The organism is Tissierella carlieri (genome assembly GCF_018917285.1).
GTDB lineage: Bacteria > Bacillota > Clostridia > Tissierellales > Tissierellaceae > Tissierella > Tissierella carlieri.
Window position 1 is genome coordinate 1 of record NZ_JAHLOH010000016.1, and the last position, 18,480, is coordinate 18,480.

At 32.7% G+C, this 18,480-nt stretch carries 14 protein-coding genes; all 14 read left to right on the forward strand.

Going from position 1 to position 18,480, the window contains the following annotated elements:
- Window positions 1–278: 278 nt before the first annotated feature.
- The 14 genes from ortA (at window position 279) to KQI38_RS02585 (ending at window position 18,234) form a co-directional block, all read left to right on the forward strand.
- Window positions 279–584 carry a 2-amino-4-oxopentanoate thiolase subunit OrtA gene (gene ortA / locus KQI38_RS02520; RefSeq protein ID WP_094900779.1) on the forward strand — a complete coding sequence of 102 codons (306 nt, stop codon included), beginning with the start codon at window positions 279–281 and terminating at the stop codon, window positions 582–584.
- Window positions 585–586: 2 nt separating this feature from the next.
- Window positions 587–2,005, forward strand: coding sequence for a 2-amino-4-oxopentanoate thiolase subunit OrtB (ortB, locus tag KQI38_RS02525; protein WP_216555237.1), 1,419 nt, complete (start codon window positions 587–589; stop codon window positions 2,003–2,005).
- 14 nt (window positions 2,006–2,019) lie between these two features.
- The gene (locus KQI38_RS02530; RefSeq protein ID WP_216555239.1) at window positions 2,020–2,385 is read left to right on the forward strand and encodes an ornithine aminomutase subunit alpha; all 366 of its coding nucleotides are present in this window, start codon (window positions 2,020–2,022) and stop codon (window positions 2,383–2,385) included.
- Complete coding sequence (gene oraE, locus KQI38_RS02535) at window positions 2,385–4,601, forward strand: D-ornithine 4,5-aminomutase subunit OraE (RefSeq protein WP_216555255.1); 2,217 nt, start codon at window positions 2,385–2,387, stop codon at window positions 4,599–4,601. Before KQI38_RS02530 ends, oraE begins: the two co-directional genes overlap by 1 nt.
- Window positions 4,591–5,955: a GlmL-related ornithine degradation protein gene (locus tag KQI38_RS02540; RefSeq protein ID WP_216555257.1), complete on the forward strand. Its 1,365-nt coding sequence runs from the start codon at window positions 4,591–4,593 to the stop codon at window positions 5,953–5,955. Before oraE ends, KQI38_RS02540 begins: the two co-directional genes overlap by 11 nt.
- A 3-nt stretch (window positions 5,956–5,958) precedes the next feature.
- Window positions 5,959–7,023 carry an ornithine racemase Orr gene (gene orr, locus KQI38_RS02545; protein WP_216555268.1) on the forward strand — a complete coding sequence of 355 codons (1,065 nt, stop codon included), beginning with the start codon at window positions 5,959–5,961 and terminating at the stop codon, window positions 7,021–7,023.
- A gap of 205 nt (window positions 7,024–7,228) precedes the next feature.
- Entirely contained in the window at window positions 7,229–7,984 is a 756-nt protein-coding gene (locus tag KQI38_RS02550; protein ID WP_216555270.1) for an IclR family transcriptional regulator, read from the forward strand.
- Window positions 7,985–8,055: 71 nt separating this feature from the next.
- On the forward strand, window positions 8,056–9,465 hold the full coding sequence (locus KQI38_RS02555) for a YfcC family protein (RefSeq protein ID WP_216555280.1): 1,410 nt from the start codon (window positions 8,056–8,058) through the stop codon (window positions 9,463–9,465).
- Window positions 9,466–9,488: 23 nt separating this feature from the next.
- Window positions 9,489–10,679 carry a M20 family metallopeptidase gene (locus KQI38_RS02560; protein WP_216555284.1) on the forward strand — a complete coding sequence of 397 codons (1,191 nt, stop codon included), beginning with the start codon at window positions 9,489–9,491 and terminating at the stop codon, window positions 10,677–10,679.
- Window positions 10,680–10,738: 59 nt separating this feature from the next.
- A complete protein-coding gene (locus KQI38_RS02565) occupies window positions 10,739–12,238 on the forward strand; it encodes a succinate CoA transferase (protein ID WP_216555294.1) in 1,500 nt (499 codons plus the stop codon).
- 28 nt (window positions 12,239–12,266) lie between these two features.
- Window positions 12,267–13,634 carry an N-acyl-D-amino-acid deacylase family protein gene (locus KQI38_RS02570; protein WP_216555297.1) on the forward strand — a complete coding sequence of 456 codons (1,368 nt, stop codon included), beginning with the start codon at window positions 12,267–12,269 and terminating at the stop codon, window positions 13,632–13,634.
- A gap of 17 nt (window positions 13,635–13,651) precedes the next feature.
- Window positions 13,652–14,818: a M20 family metallopeptidase gene (locus tag KQI38_RS02575; RefSeq protein ID WP_216555299.1), complete on the forward strand. Its 1,167-nt coding sequence runs from the start codon at window positions 13,652–13,654 to the stop codon at window positions 14,816–14,818.
- Between the two features lie 336 nt (window positions 14,819–15,154).
- On the forward strand, window positions 15,155–16,558 hold the full coding sequence (locus tag KQI38_RS02580) for an amino acid permease (RefSeq protein WP_094900801.1): 1,404 nt from the start codon (window positions 15,155–15,157) through the stop codon (window positions 16,556–16,558).
- Window positions 16,559–16,575: 17 nt separating this feature from the next.
- A complete protein-coding gene (locus KQI38_RS02585; RefSeq protein WP_216555302.1) occupies window positions 16,576–18,234 on the forward strand; it encodes a M20/M25/M40 family metallo-hydrolase in 1,659 nt (552 codons plus the stop codon).
- Window positions 18,235–18,480: the final 246 nt, after the last annotated feature.

Here is an 18,480-nt window from a genome sequence, read left to right on the forward strand (position 1 = left end):
GCTCTTTGTCCTACTTCTAATACTATATTATGAATTCTTACCCAATCACCACGTTTTGCATCCATTTATATCCCTCCATTTAATCAATTCTCAATGCACAGTTCACAATTAACAATTAAAACATTACCTTAGATTACTCATTAACCTTGTAAAAAAGACAGGAGAAACACCCATACTCTTTTGGGGGAATATCTCCTTATCTTTTAATTGTTAATTGTTCTTCGTTAATTGTTAATTGTGAACTGTGCATTGAGAATTGATTAAATGGAGGGATATAAATGGATGCAAAACGTGGTGATTGGGTAAGAATTCATAATATAGTATTAGAAGTAGGACAAAGAGCAACAAGTATTCCAGAAGATACACAAAATGTACCATTAGAGATGTGGGTTAAAGGATTTTTATTAGACGAAAGTGCAAATATTGGTGATAAAGTAAAAGTAGAAACTTATATCGGAAGAACAGTAGAAGGAAATTTATTAGAAGTTAATCCATATTACAAACATGACTTTGGAAAATGTGTTCCTGAACTTTTATATATAGGTCGTCAAGCAAGAGAATTATTGGCAAAGGATGGTGAATAATAATGACTAGAGATATGAGTTATGATGCTGTTATGGCAAGAAGACCAGAGATAATGAAAAAAGCAGTTGGTATAGATTATGAAATATTTGAGTCAGGTAGTATAGCCTTTGACTATGAAAAGATGATGAGAGAAACAGGCTATAGTTTACAAGAGATTGAGGAAATTCAAGGGAGAACAGGAGTAGGTAATACTCCAGTATTTGAACTTAGAAATTTAACAGAATTAGCTAGAAAATTTGCACCAAAGGGAAAGGGAGCAAGAATATTTGTTAAAGACGAGGCAGGAAATCCTTCTGGCAGCTTTAAAGCAAGAAGAGCAGCTACAGCATGTTATCATGCAAAAAAATTAGGGTATAAAGGCGTTATAGCGGCTACATCAGGTAATTATGGTGCTGCAGTAGCATCTCAAGCTGCAATGCAAGGTTTAAAATGTATCATAGTTCAAGAATGTTATGATTCTAGAGGAGTAGGTCAGCCAGAGATAATCGAAAAAGCTAGGGCATGTGAAGCTTATGGTGCGGAAGTAGTTCAACTAACAGTAGGACCAGAGCTATTCTATACATTTCTGGTATTATTAGAAGAAACTGGTTATTTTAATGCTTCTTTATATTCTCCATTTGGTATAGCTGGAGTTGAAACTCTAGGATATGAACTATCTATGGAATTTAGAGAAAGAGAAGGAAAAGATCCAGATGTAGTAGTTATTACAAATGCTGGCGGAGGAAACCTAACTGGTACTGCTAGAGGATTGATCAAAGCAGGAGCAACAAATACTCAAATAGTAGGTGCAAGTGTTAGTTTACAAGGACTTCATATGGCTTCAGATACACAATTTAATAAAAAATCATTTACAACAGGACATACAGGATTTGGTATACCCTTTGCTACTTGGCCAGATAGATCTGATGTTCCAAGATCAGCAGCTAGACCTCTAAGATATATTGACAGATATGTTACTATGAACCAAGGTACAGTATTTTATATGACAGAACTATTAGCCCAATTAGAGGGACTTGAGAGAGGACCAGCAGGAAACACTGCATTATCAGCTGCTTTTAAACTAGCGCAAGAAATGGATGAAGACCAAATAATAGTAGTACAAGAAACAGAATATACAGGAGCAGGTAAACATATTAATCCTCAACTTACATTCGCTAAGGAAAATGGAATAGAAGTAATAATAGGTGATCCAGCTGATGAGATACCTGGAAAGAATATAATACTTCCAAAAGACCCATCCTATATTAAGTTACAAGAATTAGACTTGAATAAAACTAGAAGATCCTATATAAGAAATGCAGCAGATCATGTTAAAGCAACTAAAGCAACTAAAGAAGATATAGATTTCCTTGTTGAAGACACTAGATCAAATGCTGAATTTGTCAAATCTGTGTTAGATGAATTAGGAATAAGCTATTAATAGGAGGTTGAAAAATGAGTAGAGCAGATGATTTTCAAGATAGAAGAAAACATTTAGCTAATTTAACAGAAGAAGAATTGGAAGCTAGGTTTTGGGAATTAGCTGGAAAAATAGTTGATCCAATAGTTGAGTTAGCTAGAAAAAATACATCTCCATCTATTGAAAGATCCGTATTACTAAGAATGGGTTTTTCAAGTATAGAAGCCAAATCTATTGTTGATGGAGCAATTGATAGAGGGCTAATGGGTAAAGGTGTAGGACATATAGTTTACAAATTAGCTAAGGAAAAGAACATGGACATTAGAGAAGCAGGGCTTAAACTAGTTAATGGTGAAATGTGGGATGACGTAGTAGTTTTATTTAAAGGAGGTGCCAACTAATGGAATTAAAACCAAATAAAAAATTAGACATAGAATATATTTTAAAAGATATTGATAAATATAAACCTAGAAGAAGAGGCTGGCACTGGAGAGAAGGATCAGAAGAAAATAGACAAATAGGTAAATTTGAATATTATGATACATCTGAATCCTTAGAAAATAGTCAACCGTTACCAGCTGCAAAATATTTTGATAATATAGATCCACAGCCAAAGGCTGTAATCACAACAGAAATTGCATCAGGTAGATTTGAAGATGATATAAGACGTATGAGAATGGCTGCATGGCATGGAGCAGACCATATAATGGTTATTAGAACTGCAGGACAATCTCACTTTGAGAGTCTTATAGAAGGAACTCCTCAGGGAGTAGGTGGAATTCCTATTTCAAGAAAACAAGTTAGAGCTCAAAGAAAAGCTTTAGATTTTATAGAAGACGAAGTAGGAAGACCAATTAATTACCACTCCTATGTGTCTGGTGTAGCAGGTCCAGAAATTGCAGTAATGTTTGCTGAAGAAGGAGTAAATGGAGCTCATCAAGACCCTCAATATAATGTTCTTTATAGAAATATAAACATGATTAGATCCTTCGTTGATGCAGCAGAAGCGAAGAGGGTTATGGCTTGGGCAGATATAGCACAAATAGATGGTGCTCATAATGCAAATGCTACTGCAAGAGAAGCGTGGAAGGTAATGCCGGAGCTTATGGTACAACATGCTATAAACTCAATATTCTCTGTAAAAGTTGGAATGAAGAAAGAAAATATCTGTCTTTCAACAGTACCGCCAACAGCACCACCAGCACCATGTATGAGATTAGATTTACCTTATGCTGTAGCTTTAAGAGAATTTTTTAGAGAGTATAAGATGAGAGCACAAATGAATACAAAATATATGGAGTCTTCTCCTAGAGAAGCAACTGTAACCCATGTGCTTAACTTATTGATTTCTCAATTAACTAGAGCGGATATTCAATCTACAATCACTCCTGATGAGGGAAGAAATGTACCATGGCATATTTATAATATTGAAGCAGTAGACACGGCTAAACAAGCCTTTGCTGGTATGGATGGATTAGGAGCAATGGTTGAAATCAAGAGAGATAAAGGCGAGTTAGCAGATAAGGTTAGAGAGCTAAAAGAAAGAGCTATCCTATTCATGGAGGAAATCATTGAAGCTGGTGGATACTTTAACGCAGTAGAAGCTGGATTCTTCGTTGACTCCGGATATTATCCAGAAAGAAACAATGACGGTATAATTAGAAAAGCTGATGCAGGAGTAGGAGAAGGAACAGTATATGAAAGAGATGCTGATTATATGGCTCCAGTAACTGCACACTTTGGATATAATAACGTGGGCCAATATAATGAAAGTTTAGTAGATAATCCAGCTGCTCTAATCGGTGGAGGAACATTTGAAGATCCATCTAAGATTATATTTATAGACGAATTAGATGAAAACGATAATGTTAATGTAAGACTAGAAGAAGTTAAGGAACTTAGAACTACATCTAAGATTAAGCCTGAGATGGAATGGCTTGGAGATGGCATTGTCTTACAAACATTATTCTTACCTACTGACGAAAGAACAGCAGAATTTGCTGCTATTGAAATAGGCAAGAAAATGGGATTAGAAGATGTAGAGGTAATCCATAAAGAGATAATGCAAGAAGCTGAAGGAACTCGTATAGAGTTAAAAGGTAGAGTTGCATTTACTATAGATACTAAGGATTTAGTTATACCTCCAAAACCAAAGGTATTAACTGAAGAAGAAATCCGTGAAGATATTAAGGCTAAGCCAATGAAGATTGTAGCAGCAACCGTTGGCGAAGATGAACACTCCGTAGGTATTCGTGAAATCATCGATATTAAACATGGTGGAATAGAGAAATATGGTATTGAATGTCATATATTAGGTACGTCAATACCAGTTGAAAAATTAGTTGACGCAGCGATTGAATTAAATGCTGATGCAATTCTTTCATCAACTATTATTTCTCATGATGATATTCACTATAAGAATATGAAAAAGTTAAATGACTTATGTATAGAAAAAGGTATAAGAGATAAAATCATCCTTGCAGCTGGTGGAACTCAAGTATCTAATGAATTAGCTATTGAATCTGGTATGGACGCTGGATTTGGTAGAGGTACAAAAGGAGCTCATGTTGCTACATTCTTAGTTGAAAAGAGAAGAGCGATGAACAATGAAAATTGATCTATTAGTTGCAGAGATAGGTAGTACTACAACTGTAGTTAATGCATTTAATGATTTAGATACCTGCCCGAAATTTATCGGGCAGGGTCAATCTGCTACATCTGTATTAGAAGGTGATGTTAATATTGGACTAAAAGGGGCTATAGATGATTTAGCAAAAAATCTTGGTGAAGAATCTATAGACTATGATGAACTTATAGCGACCAGCTCTGCAGCTGGAGGTCTTAGAATGACAGTTCATGGATTGGTATATGATATGACTGTTAAAGCTGCTAAAGAGGCTGCATTAGGTGCAGGAGCTAATATTAAATTCATTACAGCTGGTAGGCTACGAAAGTCTGATCTAAGAAAGATAGAAGAAATAAAGCCTAATATCATCTTAATTGCAGGTGGAGTAGACTATGGTGAAAGAGATACAGCACTTTATAATTCAGAGCTTATTGCAGAATTGAATTTAAACATACCTGTTATATATGCAGGTAATATAGAAAATCATGAAGATGTAAAGGATGCTTTTGAAGGCAAACAAACAGAGCTTTATATAGTTGATAATGTTTATCCTAAGATTGATGAATTAAACGTAGAGCCTACGAGAAAGGTAATTCAAGAAGTCTTTGAAAAGCATATAATTCATGCACCAGGTATGGAGCGTGTAAGGGAAATGGTAACTGGTCCTATTATGCCAACACCAGGAGCAGTAATGGCTGCTTCTCAGCTTTTATACGATGACATTGGAGATTTAGTAACAATTGATGTAGGTGGAGCTACAACAGATGTTCATTCAGTTACAGAAGATAGTGATGAAATATCAAGAATTTTAATTAATCCAGAGCCTAAGGCTAAGAGAACCGTAGAGGGAGACCTTGGAGTTTATGTGAGCATGAAAAATGTAGTAGATATGGTAGGGAAAGAAGAATTAGTTAAGGAACTACAAATCACCATGGAAGAATTGGAAGATCTAATTGCTCATCATAAGCCAATTCCAGAGACAGATTTAGAAAAGCAGTTTGTAGAAAAGTTGACATTGCATGCAACTATTACAGCAGTGAGAAGGCATGCAGGAGGACTTAAGCATCTATATGGACCAAGTGGTAAGAAAACCATTGCAGAAGGTAAAGATTTAACCCAAGTAAAATATATAATTGGTACAGGTGGTGCACTAACACGGTTGCCTAATAGAAAAATGATACTTGGAGAAATTGCACTTTCCAATAAAGGAAATGATTTACTTCCAAATGCTGAGGCTGAAATATTAATAGATAATCATTATATAATGGCTTCACTTGGAGTAATGGCTAAGAAATATCCAGAAGAAGCATTAAGGCTATTAGAAAACAGTCTTAAGGGGGAATAAAATATGAGTTATCCCAAAATGACAGTTAATTTAGAAACTATAAAAAATAATGTAAGATCTGTAGTTGGATTATGTAACAGTCAAGGTATAAAAGTTGCAGGAGTAACAAAGGTTTTCTGTGGTAATCCTAGAATTGCTAAAGCATATATTGAAGGTGGAGTATCCTATCTAGCAGATTCTAGGATTGAAAATCTTATAAGATTAAAAGAATTAGACATACCAAAAATAATGTTAAGATTACCTATGAAATCCGAAGCAGAAAAAATAGTAGAGTATGCAGACATATCTCTTAACTCAGAATTAGATACTATTACTTCATTATCAGAAAAAGCTTTAGAGAAAGGGAAGATTCATAAAGTCATTTTAATGGTAGATTTAGGAGACTTAAGAGAAGGATATTACGATGAAAAATCTCTATTTAATTCTATAGAAAAGATGATAGAATTGAAAGGTGTTAAAATTATAGGTCTAGGTACTAATCTAACATGCTATGGTGGAGTAATACCAACTAAAGAGATTTTAAATAGATTAGCTAAATTAGAGAAACAAATAGAAGAAAAATATAATATAGAATTAGAAATCTTATCTGGAGGAAACTCAAGTACAGTTCATTTGCTACCAGATAATAAAATTGATAGATTAAATAATTTAAGACTAGGTGAATCTTTAGTACTTGGAACTGAATCAGCCTATGGAGAACAGATAGAAGGTACAAAAAATGATGCGTTTACCCTTCAAGTGGAGATTATTGAAGTAAAAGAAAAACCTTCATTGCCTACTGGAAAGATAGGAAGAGATGCCTTTGGAAATATACCAACTTTTATAGATAGGGGAGTTCGCAGAAGAATTCTTTGTGCTGTAGGAAAACAAGACGTTGACTTTGAAGCTCTTTATCCATTAGACGAAGGGATAATTATCCTTGGTGGTAGTTCGGATCATCTTATACTAGATGGATCAGATAGTGAGGTAGATTATAAAGTAGGAGATATTATAGAATTTAGAATGTCTTATGTTGGTATACTGAGAGGTATGACTTCCGAATATGTTGAAAAAGAGATAATTGAATAATTAAAAGAATAGAAATAAAAAGTCTTGAAAAAGTAATATTTTTTAAGACTTTTATTTTTATTTAAGTATTACTTAAATAAAAATAAAAAATATTGAAAAAATTCTAAAAAAAAGAAGGAATTTTAAAATTTTTGTCGAATATTATATATAATGTCAATAGAATAAACATATGTCAGCATAGCGGACAAAATTAAGGAGGAATAAAATGAAAGATAATTATTCATCAATTGATAAGGCTTTCCTAATTTTAGAAAATTTAGCCGTACCACCTTACGAAAAAACTGCTTTAGAAATAAGCGAGGAATTGAAAATACATAGAAGTACAGTACATAGGATACTTAATATTCTAATAGAAAATAAAATGGTTCATCAAAGTCCAAGCTCTAAAAAATATTCTATTGGACCGGGATCATATCATATAGGGGCTGCCTATTTATATAATCACACTAGTATGGAACAAATAAGGATAATATTGGAGGAGTTAGCTAAAGAAATAAAGCAATCAATAGGGTACGCAATCCTATTAGAAGATAGGATATTAAGTTTGTTCGAATTGGAAAGCTATCAACCTATTCAGATAGGATTTAAAGTGGGAACTTATTATCCAATACATTGTGGAGCTTATGGTAAATGTATTATGGCATATTATGAGCCCTATGATAGATTAGAGGAAATAGTTTATTCAAGCAATCTAGAAAAAAAAGGTCCAAATACTATTACTGATCCAAAACAATTATTACAAGAATATTCAAGTATAAGACAGCAAGGTTTCGCAATAAGTGATGAAGAAAATATGAAAGGCCTTGTAGGTATAGGAGTTCCAGTTAAGAATTTTAATGATAAAGTTACAGCATGCATAGCTGTAAAATATATTAAAGGTAATATTGTTGATGCGGAAAGAGATATGATTTTAGGAAAATTAATGCATTATGCAGACAGAATTAGCAAATTAAATTTATAAGGGAGGGAAAATTATACTATCTTGACTGCATCTTAGTAAAAAAATTGTGATAAAAAATAGGAGGGATTTTCATGGTAGAAAGTGTAAAAAAGAAAAAATTTAAAGTACCACATACCTATGTAATTCTTTTTTCAGTTATTATCATCATGTCAATATTGACTTATGTAATCCCAGCTGGAGAATTTGACAGAGTAAAGGAGGAGGCTACAGGAAGAACCTTGGTGAGTCCAGATTCATTTCATAATGTTGAACAAAATCCTATAAAACCTTTTGCATTAGTTCAGGCTGTGCCAAGAGGAATGGAGGATGCAGCACAAATAATTTTTTTCATATTCATTGTAGGTGGAGCATTTCAAATTATTACAGCAACTGGAACTATTGAGGCGGGTATAGGGAGATTAGCAAAAAAATTGGATGGTAAAGAGAATTTAATGATTCCAATATTTATGGTGATATTTGGCATTGGTGGGGCAACCTTTGGTATGGCCGAGGAAACTATAGTATTCGTACCTATAGGTATAGCTTTAGCTAGGGCCTTGGGATTTGATGCAATTACTGGAACAGCAATGATAACCTTAGGAGCCGCTTGTGGATTTAATTCAGGATTTATGAATCCTTTTAGTGTAGGTGTAGCTCAAGGTATTGCTGAATTACCTTTGTTTTCTGGAATCATTATGAGAATAATTATATTTGTGGTATTACTAATAATTACTGCTATTTATATAATTCGATATGCAGAAAAAGTTAAGAAGGATTCATCTAAAAGTGTAGTTGCAGAATTGGAGTTAGAAGAAAGAGGTAAAATAATAGATTTAAATAATGCCCCTACAATGAGAGTTCATCATAACATTATATTATTGACAGTTATTGCAGGATTTGCCGTAATAATTACTGGGGTATTTAAATTTGATTGGTATATCTTAGAAATTGGTTCTACATTTTTAGCAATAGGTGTTATAAGTGGACTAATTGGTGGATTAGGACCTAGTAAAATTGCTCAAGAATTCGTCGTAGGTGCAAAATCTATTGCATTTGGAGCACTAGTTGTAGGGGTAGCTCGTGGCATCTTAATAGTTATGAAAGATGGTTTAATAATAGATAGTATTGTATATGGTTTAGCTAAAGCAATTCAAATATTACCTAAGTCTATATCGGTTATTGGAATGTATATAGTTCAAGTAATAATTAACTTCTTCATTCCATCTGGTAGTGGTCAAGCTGCTGCAACTATGCCAATTATGGTTCCATTATCAGATTTATTAGGAATTACAAGACAGACAGCAGTTATGGCATTCCAATTTGGTGATGGATTTACCAATTCTATTATTCCTACTTCTGCAGCACTAATGGGATATTTATCTATGGGTAATATTCCTTATGAGAAATGGTTTAAGTTCATATGGCCTTTAATGTTAATCTGGATTGGAACTGGCATGGCGTTCTTAGTAATAGCTAATGGAATATCTTATGGGCCATTTTAACATAAAGATTGGAGGGGACTACATTGATAGATTATAAGAAATTTTTTTCTGAGGAAGAGTTAATAAAACTGACTCAGGAATTGGTAAGAATACCTAGCCATAAGGATGCGGAAAATCGTGAGAAGGAAGTTGCAGAATATATTTATAAATTTAGTAAAGAAAATGGCTTAGAAGTAGAATATCAAGAAGTAGACGGACTTAGGAAAAATGTTATAGTTAATCTAAAAGGCGAAGGAACTGGTAAAACGCTTATGTTCAATGGACATATGGATACTGTGCCCCCTTATAATATGATAATAGATCCCTATGGTGGAGAAGTTAAAGATGGCTTTATATGGGGAAGAGGAACTTCAGACATGAAGGGACCTATAGCTTCTATGTTAATAGCTATGCTTGCTATTAAGAGATCTCATAAATCTATGAAGGGCAATATTATTTTCACTGGTGTATTGGGTGAAGAAGAACAAAGCGAAGGTACTGAAGCTCTAGTAAAATCAAATATCAAGGCAGATGGTGCTATTGTAGGTGAACCATCTAATTATGAATATGCCATAGGACATAGAGGATTAGAATGGATAGAAATAAAAGTTAAAGGTAAGGCGGCACATGGTGGAGTTCCACATTTGGGAATTAATGCGATTTCTAAGACAGCAAAACTGATTCTAAGGATTGAAGAAAGGTTAATGCCTAAATTAGCAGAAAGAAATAATGAATATATGGGACCTTCAGTAATGAATTTTGGGAGAATTGAAGGAGGAAGTCAACCAAGTACAGTAGCAGATTGGTGTTCTATTAAGATTGATAGGCGATATATTCCAGGAGAAAGTGTAGATTCTGTATTTAAAGAGCTTGAAGATATAGTTTTAGAACTTAAAAAAGAGGATAAAGAATTTGATGCAGAGATAATAAGAATGGATAATAATTTCTTAACATTAGATCATCTCTATTTGATGACAGATCCTGAGGACCCTATAGTCGTTGCAACTAAAAATGCTTTGAGCCAAGTAATTGGCGAAAAACCCAATTTAACAAGAAGAAGAGGCTGGACAGATGCAGCACTACTATCAAACTTTGGAAATATTCCAACAGTAGTTACAGGACCTGGAGATATTTCTTATTCTCATACTAAGGATGAAAGAGTTCCTATAAAGCATTTAATAGACTATGTAGAGATTTATTGTAGAATAGCTGAAGATTTTTGTGAAATCCAATGATTTATAAATATTATAGGCAGAATAAAATTTCTGCCTATAATATATAGGAGGTTAATTCCATGATTAAAGATAGAATAAAAGGAAACTATCTAAGAAAAAAAATAATTAGTTCTGAAGAAGCTTCACTGCTTATTAAAGATGGGATGATCATAGGAACCAGTGGATTTACACCTTCAGGTTATCCGAAAGAAATTCCTTTAGCATTAGTTAAGAGGCTAGATGAAAGTAAGGAAAGAATTTCAATAACCTTAATTACAGGAGCTTCAGTGGGAGATGAGATAGATGGAGAATTTGCTAAAAGAGGTATTATTAGTAAGAGGATACCATATCAGACTAATGATTGCTGTAGAAATAGTATAAATAATGGAGAAATTAGTTTTGTTGATATTCATCTAAGTCATTTATCCCAATATATAAATTATGGCTTTTTAGGTAAAATTGATTTGGGGATTATTGAAGCTGTTGAAATTTCAGAAGAAGGATATATTATTCCATCTACTTCAGTTGGTATTACCCCAACAATAATTGAAAAAGCAGAAAAATTAATAATAGAAATAAATACTAGTCAGCCAAGAGAGTTGAGAGGAATTCATGATATATATCAAACAAAAAATCCACCATATAGAGAGCCAATACCTATAGTGAAAGCTTCTGATAGAATTGGAGAAAATTTTATACCTATAGATTTAAATAAGGTGGCAGCTATAGTCATAACTGATAAAAGAGATGATGTTAGGCCCTTTACATCTATTAATCAAAATAATATAAAAATGTCAGGATATCTAATAGATTTTTTAGAGGAGGAAATTAAAAGAGGAAGGATACCTAAAGAACTACTACCTTTTCAATCTGGAGTAGGATCCGTAGCTAATGCAGTTTTAGGAGGATTTAAGAATTCAAACTTAAAAAGTTTAAATTTCTATACAGAAGTAATACAAGACTCCATGTTGGAATTAATAGATTATGACAAGGTTAATATTGTTTCTGGCACTGCTATAACCCCATCTCCTGAGGGGTTAGAAAAATTCTATAAAAACTTAGATAAATATAGGAAAAAGATAGTTTTGAGACCACAGGAGATAAGCAATAATCCTGAAATAATTAGAAGATTGGGAGTTATTGCTTTAAATACAGCTATTGAGGCAGATATCTATGGTAATGTAAATTCTACACATATATTGGGGAGAAAGATGATGAATGGAATAGGTGGCTCTGGAGATTTTGCTAGAAATTCTTATATTTCTATTTTTTTCACTGAATCCACCGCAAAAAATGGTAATGTTTCTTCTATTGTACCCTGTGTTTCACATGTAGATCATACTGAACATGATGTAGATATAATAATAACAGAAGAAGGAGTGGCAGATTTAAGAGGATTATCGCCTAAAGAAAGGGCTTTAACAATAATAAAAAATTGTAGCAATAAACATTACAAGCCAATGCTTATGGATTATTATAAAACGATAACAAAGAACAATGCTTCTCATACCCCTAAAATACTAAAAGAAGTTTTTTCTTGGCATGAAAGATTTGAGAAAAACGGAACTATGAGAATTTAAAATCGCTAAGCCATGAGGAGGAAAGAATATGTATGATTTAATTATAAAAAATGGCACCTTAGTAGATTTTGACAAAAATGAGTTAACGGTTAAAGATATTGGAATTAAAGATAATAAAATTGCATCTATAGATAGTAGTGTCAATAGTGGAAGAAAAATAATAGATGCAAAGGATAAAATTGTATCTCCAGGGTTTATTGATATTCATATGCATGAGGAAAAAATTATAGATGGTGAAGATGGGGAAATTTACGATATAGCATATAAAATGCTTAAAATGGGTGTCACAACCTGTGTTGGAGGAAATTGTGGAAATAATAGACAAAGTATTGATGAATTTTTTAACTTTATAGATAGTAATGGAGCTCCCGTAAATTACATGATCTTTGCTGGTCACAATTATTATAGAAATAAACTTGGTATAGATAGATATAAGGAAGCAACTAGAGAACAAATAGAAAAAATGATAGATTTAATAAGAGAGGATATAGGAAAAAATGGTGCTGTAGGATTATCCTTTGGTATAGAATATTCTCCAGGAATATCCTTGGAAGAGATTCTAGAAATCTGTAATTCTACAAAAGAATATGATATTTTGATATCGGCACACTATAGAGCCGATGCTAAAAAAGGAATAGATTCTATAAAAGAGTTGATAATGATTTCTCAAGTCACGGGATTGCCTATGCAGATATCTCATCTCGGGAGCTGTACTGCTATGGGACAGATGAGAGAATCTTTAGATATCATAAAAGAAGCCGTAGATAGAGGAATAGATGTAAGGGCAGATTGTTATCCCTATGATGCCTTTAGTACTTTTATAGGGAGTTCAGTTTTTGATGATGGGTGTTTTGACAATTGGAACAAAAGCTATGACTCCATATTATTAACGGAAGAACCTTATAAAAATATCAGGTGTACAGAAGAAATATTTCATAAAGTGAGAAAAGAATATCCGAATATGTTGGCAGTAGCTTTTGTAATGAATGAAGATGAAGTTATTGAATCTTTGAAAGAATCTTTTGTCTATGTAGCTAGTGATGGTCTCTTGAATAAAGGACAAGGACATCCCAGAGCGGCTGGTACTTTTCCTAGAATAATTGGAAGATATGTTAGAGATGACAATAGGTTAGAGCTGATAGATCAATTGAAAAAGATGACTAAACTACCTGCTGAAAGACTAAAACTAGAACATAAAGGTGAGATAAAAGTAGGAATGGATGGAGATATTGTCATTTTTGACTATGATAAAATAATAGATTGTGCAACTTTTGACAATCCAACAGAATCTCCTTTAGGAATAGAGTATGTTATAATAAATGGCGAAATAGCTTTACAAAATAATGAGATATTACAAAATAGGCTAGGAAAAGTGATTAGGAGATTTCAAATATAAAATTAGGTGGGATTAATATGATAGAGAGAATTAATAGTATTACTTACGGTATATTAGATGATTTAAAGAAATTGAATGAGTATATTTACAATAACCCAGAATTAGGATATGGGGAGTTTAAATCTTCAAAGGCTCATATCAATCTTTTAAGAGAATATGGATTTCAGATAGAGGAAGAATATCTTGAAATAAAAACTGCATTTAAGGCTAGCTATGAAAGCAATAAAGAGGGGCCTACAATATGTTATTTATCTGAATATGATGCTTTGCCGGGAATCGGACATGGATGTGGTCATAATTTACTTGGAACTACTAATACAGGGGCAGCTGTAGTTTTAAGGCATTTATTAGATGAAATAGGAGGGAAGGTCATAGTTTTTGGAACTCCTGCAGAAGAAACCAGCGGAGCAAAGGTTACAATGGTAGAAAAAGGAGCATTTAAGGATATAGATATAGCTATGCTAGCTCATCCAGCACCTGTATATAATAAAAGTGGGACATCTTTAGCTTTGGAACCAATACAATTTAGCTTTAAAGGTAAAGCTTCACATGCTGCCTCAGACCCAGAAAAAGGTATTAATGCATTAGATGCCGTAATAATGACTTTTAATAGTATAAATGCTCTGAGGGAGCATATATTACCCTCTGCTAGAATTCATGGAGTGATAACTGAAGGTGGTAAAGCGGCAAATATAGTTCCAGACTTAGCTATTGCTCAATTCTATGTAAGAACTGAAACGAAAGCTTACTTACAAGAATTAGCGGAAAAAGTTAAGAACTGTGCTAGAGGTGCCGCATTAGCTACAGGAACTACTTTGGAAATATCTAATTATGAATTTATATATGATGATTTAGTAACTAATGAAAGTTTATCAAATGTATTTAGCGAAAATTTAAGGATTCAGGGGATAGAAAATCCTGATAATATGAAACTATCTTTTGGTTCTTTGGATATGGGAAATGTAAGCTATGTGTGTCCAGCTATTCATCCATACTTTGGCATATATGGTGATGAAAGTATTGCTGCCCATACTGAAGAATTTAGAGATGCCACTTTAACTGACAAAGCTTATGAGAATATGATTATTACAATTAATGCATTAGTAAAAACTGGAATCCAAGTTATTCAAGATAAAGATTTACTTGAAAGGATAAAAAAAGAATTTAGGAATTCTAAAAAATGAGAACTAGTAAATCTAGTTTTTATTTTTTTCTATAAATGAGAAACTTCATTGAAGATTAGCTTTCGATGTATACATAAAGGATAAAACATGCCTAATATAAGGAGTTGTGAGAAGTTATAGTATTAAATATTTATAATTATGGCTATTTTGAGCAAAATAATAAATGTATGAATAGTAAAGGATATTTTATAATAAAAAAAATTTTTTTATAAAATATCCCTTATTTTTTAAAACATGTACAAATGTTAGTATTTTAACACTTTAGAAGTTGGCATGAAATTTGCTATATATTATTATAGACTTTAATATAATACAAAATCTAAGGAGGCACAGTTAATGTCAAAAGAACCAAAAAAAGATGTAGAAGATATTTTAGAAAAGTCAGAAGGACTGCAACGCTCCATGAAAACACATCAAATAATGATGCTTGGTATTGGGGGAACCATTGGTACTGGATTGTTTCTAGGATCTGGTTATGTACTACAGCAAGCTGGACCAGGTGGTACATTAATAGCATACTTATTTGGCGCAATAATAATGTACCTGATGATGTTTTGTTTGGGCGAATTATTAGTTGAAATGCCCGTTGCAGGAACAGTACAGGCTTATGCAACAGAACTTATTAATCCAAGTATGGGATTTACTGTAGGATGGGTAAAATGGTTATCTTATGCTATTACTATACCATCACAACTAGTTGCATCATCAATAATTATGAAAAATATTTTTCCTAATGTTAATTCAATGATATGGATAATAGGTTTTACTATACTACTATTTATTATGAATGCAGTGCCTAGTGATAAATATGGAAAATCATCTTTTATATTTAGTAGTATAAAATTTATATTAATAGTTGTATTCTTAATATTAGGATTGGGAATGATTACTGGATTAGTAGGTAAAGAAGCAGTTGGATTTAGGAACTTCGTAAATGACGGAGGACTTTTCCCAAATGGTGCAAAAGCTGTAATTATGACAATGATGACAGCAGCATTTGCCTATGGCGGAGCTGATATTTTCGCTGCTGCTGCAAGTGAAAGTGAAAATCCAGAAAAAGACTTACCTCGTGCAATTCATGCTACAATCTGGGGTTTGATAATAGCTTATATTGCATCTTTAGTTGTTTTAATTGCAGTACTTCCTTGGAGAAGTGCAGACTTGGCTGGAAGTCCCTTTGCCTATGTTTTTAAATTAGCTGGTATCCAATCAGCAGAGCTGATAGTTAACGTTGTTGTATTAACATCAGCACTTTCATCGGCAAATGCGTTTATATATTCAAGTACAAGATCATTATGGTCAATGGGGAATTTTAATCAGGCACCGAAATTCGTCTCAAAAGTTAATGGTAAAAAGGTTCCTATGAATGCATTAATTGTTACAATGCTATTTGCTGTTGCTGCGGTTATATCAAGTATAGTAGCACCTGGAACTGTATATTTATTCTTAACTTCAATAATTGGAATCAGTAATATTTTCATTTATATATTATATGCAGTATGTTTATTCATATTTAGAAAGCAATACAAAGAAAAGGGCGGTAATATAGAGAATATAAAATTTAAAACACCATTCTATCCTGTAACGCCTGCACTACTGATAGCATTATGTATAATACTATTCATTGGTATGTTCTTTGATCCTACACAAAAATTAGCTTTAATTCTAGGCATTCCAACTTATGCAGCTTTTTATATAGGATCAACTTTATATAATAAATCCAAGAAACAAGGATTATAAAAATTAGGAGGTAAATTATGAATAAGGAAATTGCAGCAAGAATTGAGCAGATTGCAGTAGAATTAACAAATCAACTTAGTGTGGTTGAAACACCAGGGGAATTAGATTCAGTACAAAAAGTTTATGATATTTTTTCAGAAATGGACTATTATAAAGAAAATCCGGAGCATCTAAGATTTGTAGATGCGGTCAAGGATAAACTTGGCAGAAAATCTGTTTTAGCAATGCTAAAGGGAAAGAAAGGCAATAGTAAAAAAACTGTATTGATGATAGGTCATACAGATACAGTTGGTATCTCTGATTATGGCAGCTTAAAAGAATATGCAAATAAACCATATGAATTAACAGAGAAATTTAAAGAAATAGCATCTACGCTACCAGAGGAAGTTAGACGTGATCTTGAATCAGAAGATTATTTATTTGGTCGAGGACTTTTCGATATGAAAACTGGTGATGCTATTATAATGGCATTGATGGAAGAAATATCAAAGGATATAGAAAACTTTGAAGGTAATTTGATATATGCTGCTGTTTGCGATGAAGAAGGAAACTCAGGCGGTATGTTATCTGTAATACCTGAATTAGTAAAAATACAAGAACAAGAAGGTTTTGAATATCTAGCACTTTTAGATACAGACTATATGACATCTGAGTTTGAAGGTGATGAAAACAAATATGTATATATAGGAACAGTAGGAAAACTAATGCCATCATTCTATGTAGTAGGTAAAGAAACACATGTTGGTGAATCATTTAAGGGGATAGATCCAAACCAAATAGCTTCTTCTATTACAAATAGAATCAATCTGAATGCAGATTTTTGTGATGTGGCAGAAGGTGAAGTTTCACTTCCTCCAATTACTTTAAAACAAAGAGATTTAAAACCAGAATATTCAGTTCAAATAGCAAAAACAGCTACTTTGTTCTTCAACTATGCAACACATTGCAGCACACCAGATGAAGTACTAGTAAAAATGAAAGGTGCTGCTATAGAAGCTTTTCAATCAACTATTGATAATTTAAATATACAATATGAAAGATTTTGTAAATTAGCAGGAAGAGAATATAAAAAACTGCCATGGCAAGCAAGAGCATTAACTTATGAAGAACTATATACAAAAGTGAAATCAGAGATGGGAAATGAACTTGATGAAAGAATTGCAAAGCTTACAGAAGAAATGTTAAAAGATGAATCCATAGATCAAAGAGATTTTTCATTGAAATTAGTAGAAGAAGTTCATAGTCTATGGTCTGATAGAGAACCAGTTGTTATAGTATACTATACACCACCATACTATCCTCATATTTATGTAGAGGGAAGTGCACCAAAAGAAAAAGCATTGCTAGATGCAGTAGCAGATGCTGTGAGTACAACTGAATCAGATTATAAATTAGTTTATAAGAAATTCTTCCCATACATCTCAGATTTAAGTTATGGTGCAGCACCAAAAGATCCAAAAATCATAGCAGCATTGAAAGATAATATGCCTGGATTTGGAACTAAATATGATTTACCATTAGAAGATATGCAAAAATTAGACTTACCAGTATTAGACATAGGAGCTTTTGGTAAAGATGCTCATAAATTCACGGAAAGAATAGAGAAAAAATATTCTTTTGAAGTAGCACCAGTATTAGTATATAAAACTATTATGAATCTATTAAAAAATAATTAGATAAAGATAAATTGTAGTTGAAAAAAGTGAAGCCTCACTTAAGGTTGAGGGAAATGGAGAAGGGCACTATTAACACAGTGTCCTTCTAGCTGTTTAGGATTTATAATAGAAAAGTTCCATCTGACATGTAAACAAGAAGTTATAAAGATTGCTGTGAATTATAGTAAATTATAAATACTTACCTATATGAAAATTATAGTAATAGAAGACGATGAAGTAACTTTTGGGAATAGAAATATGATATAA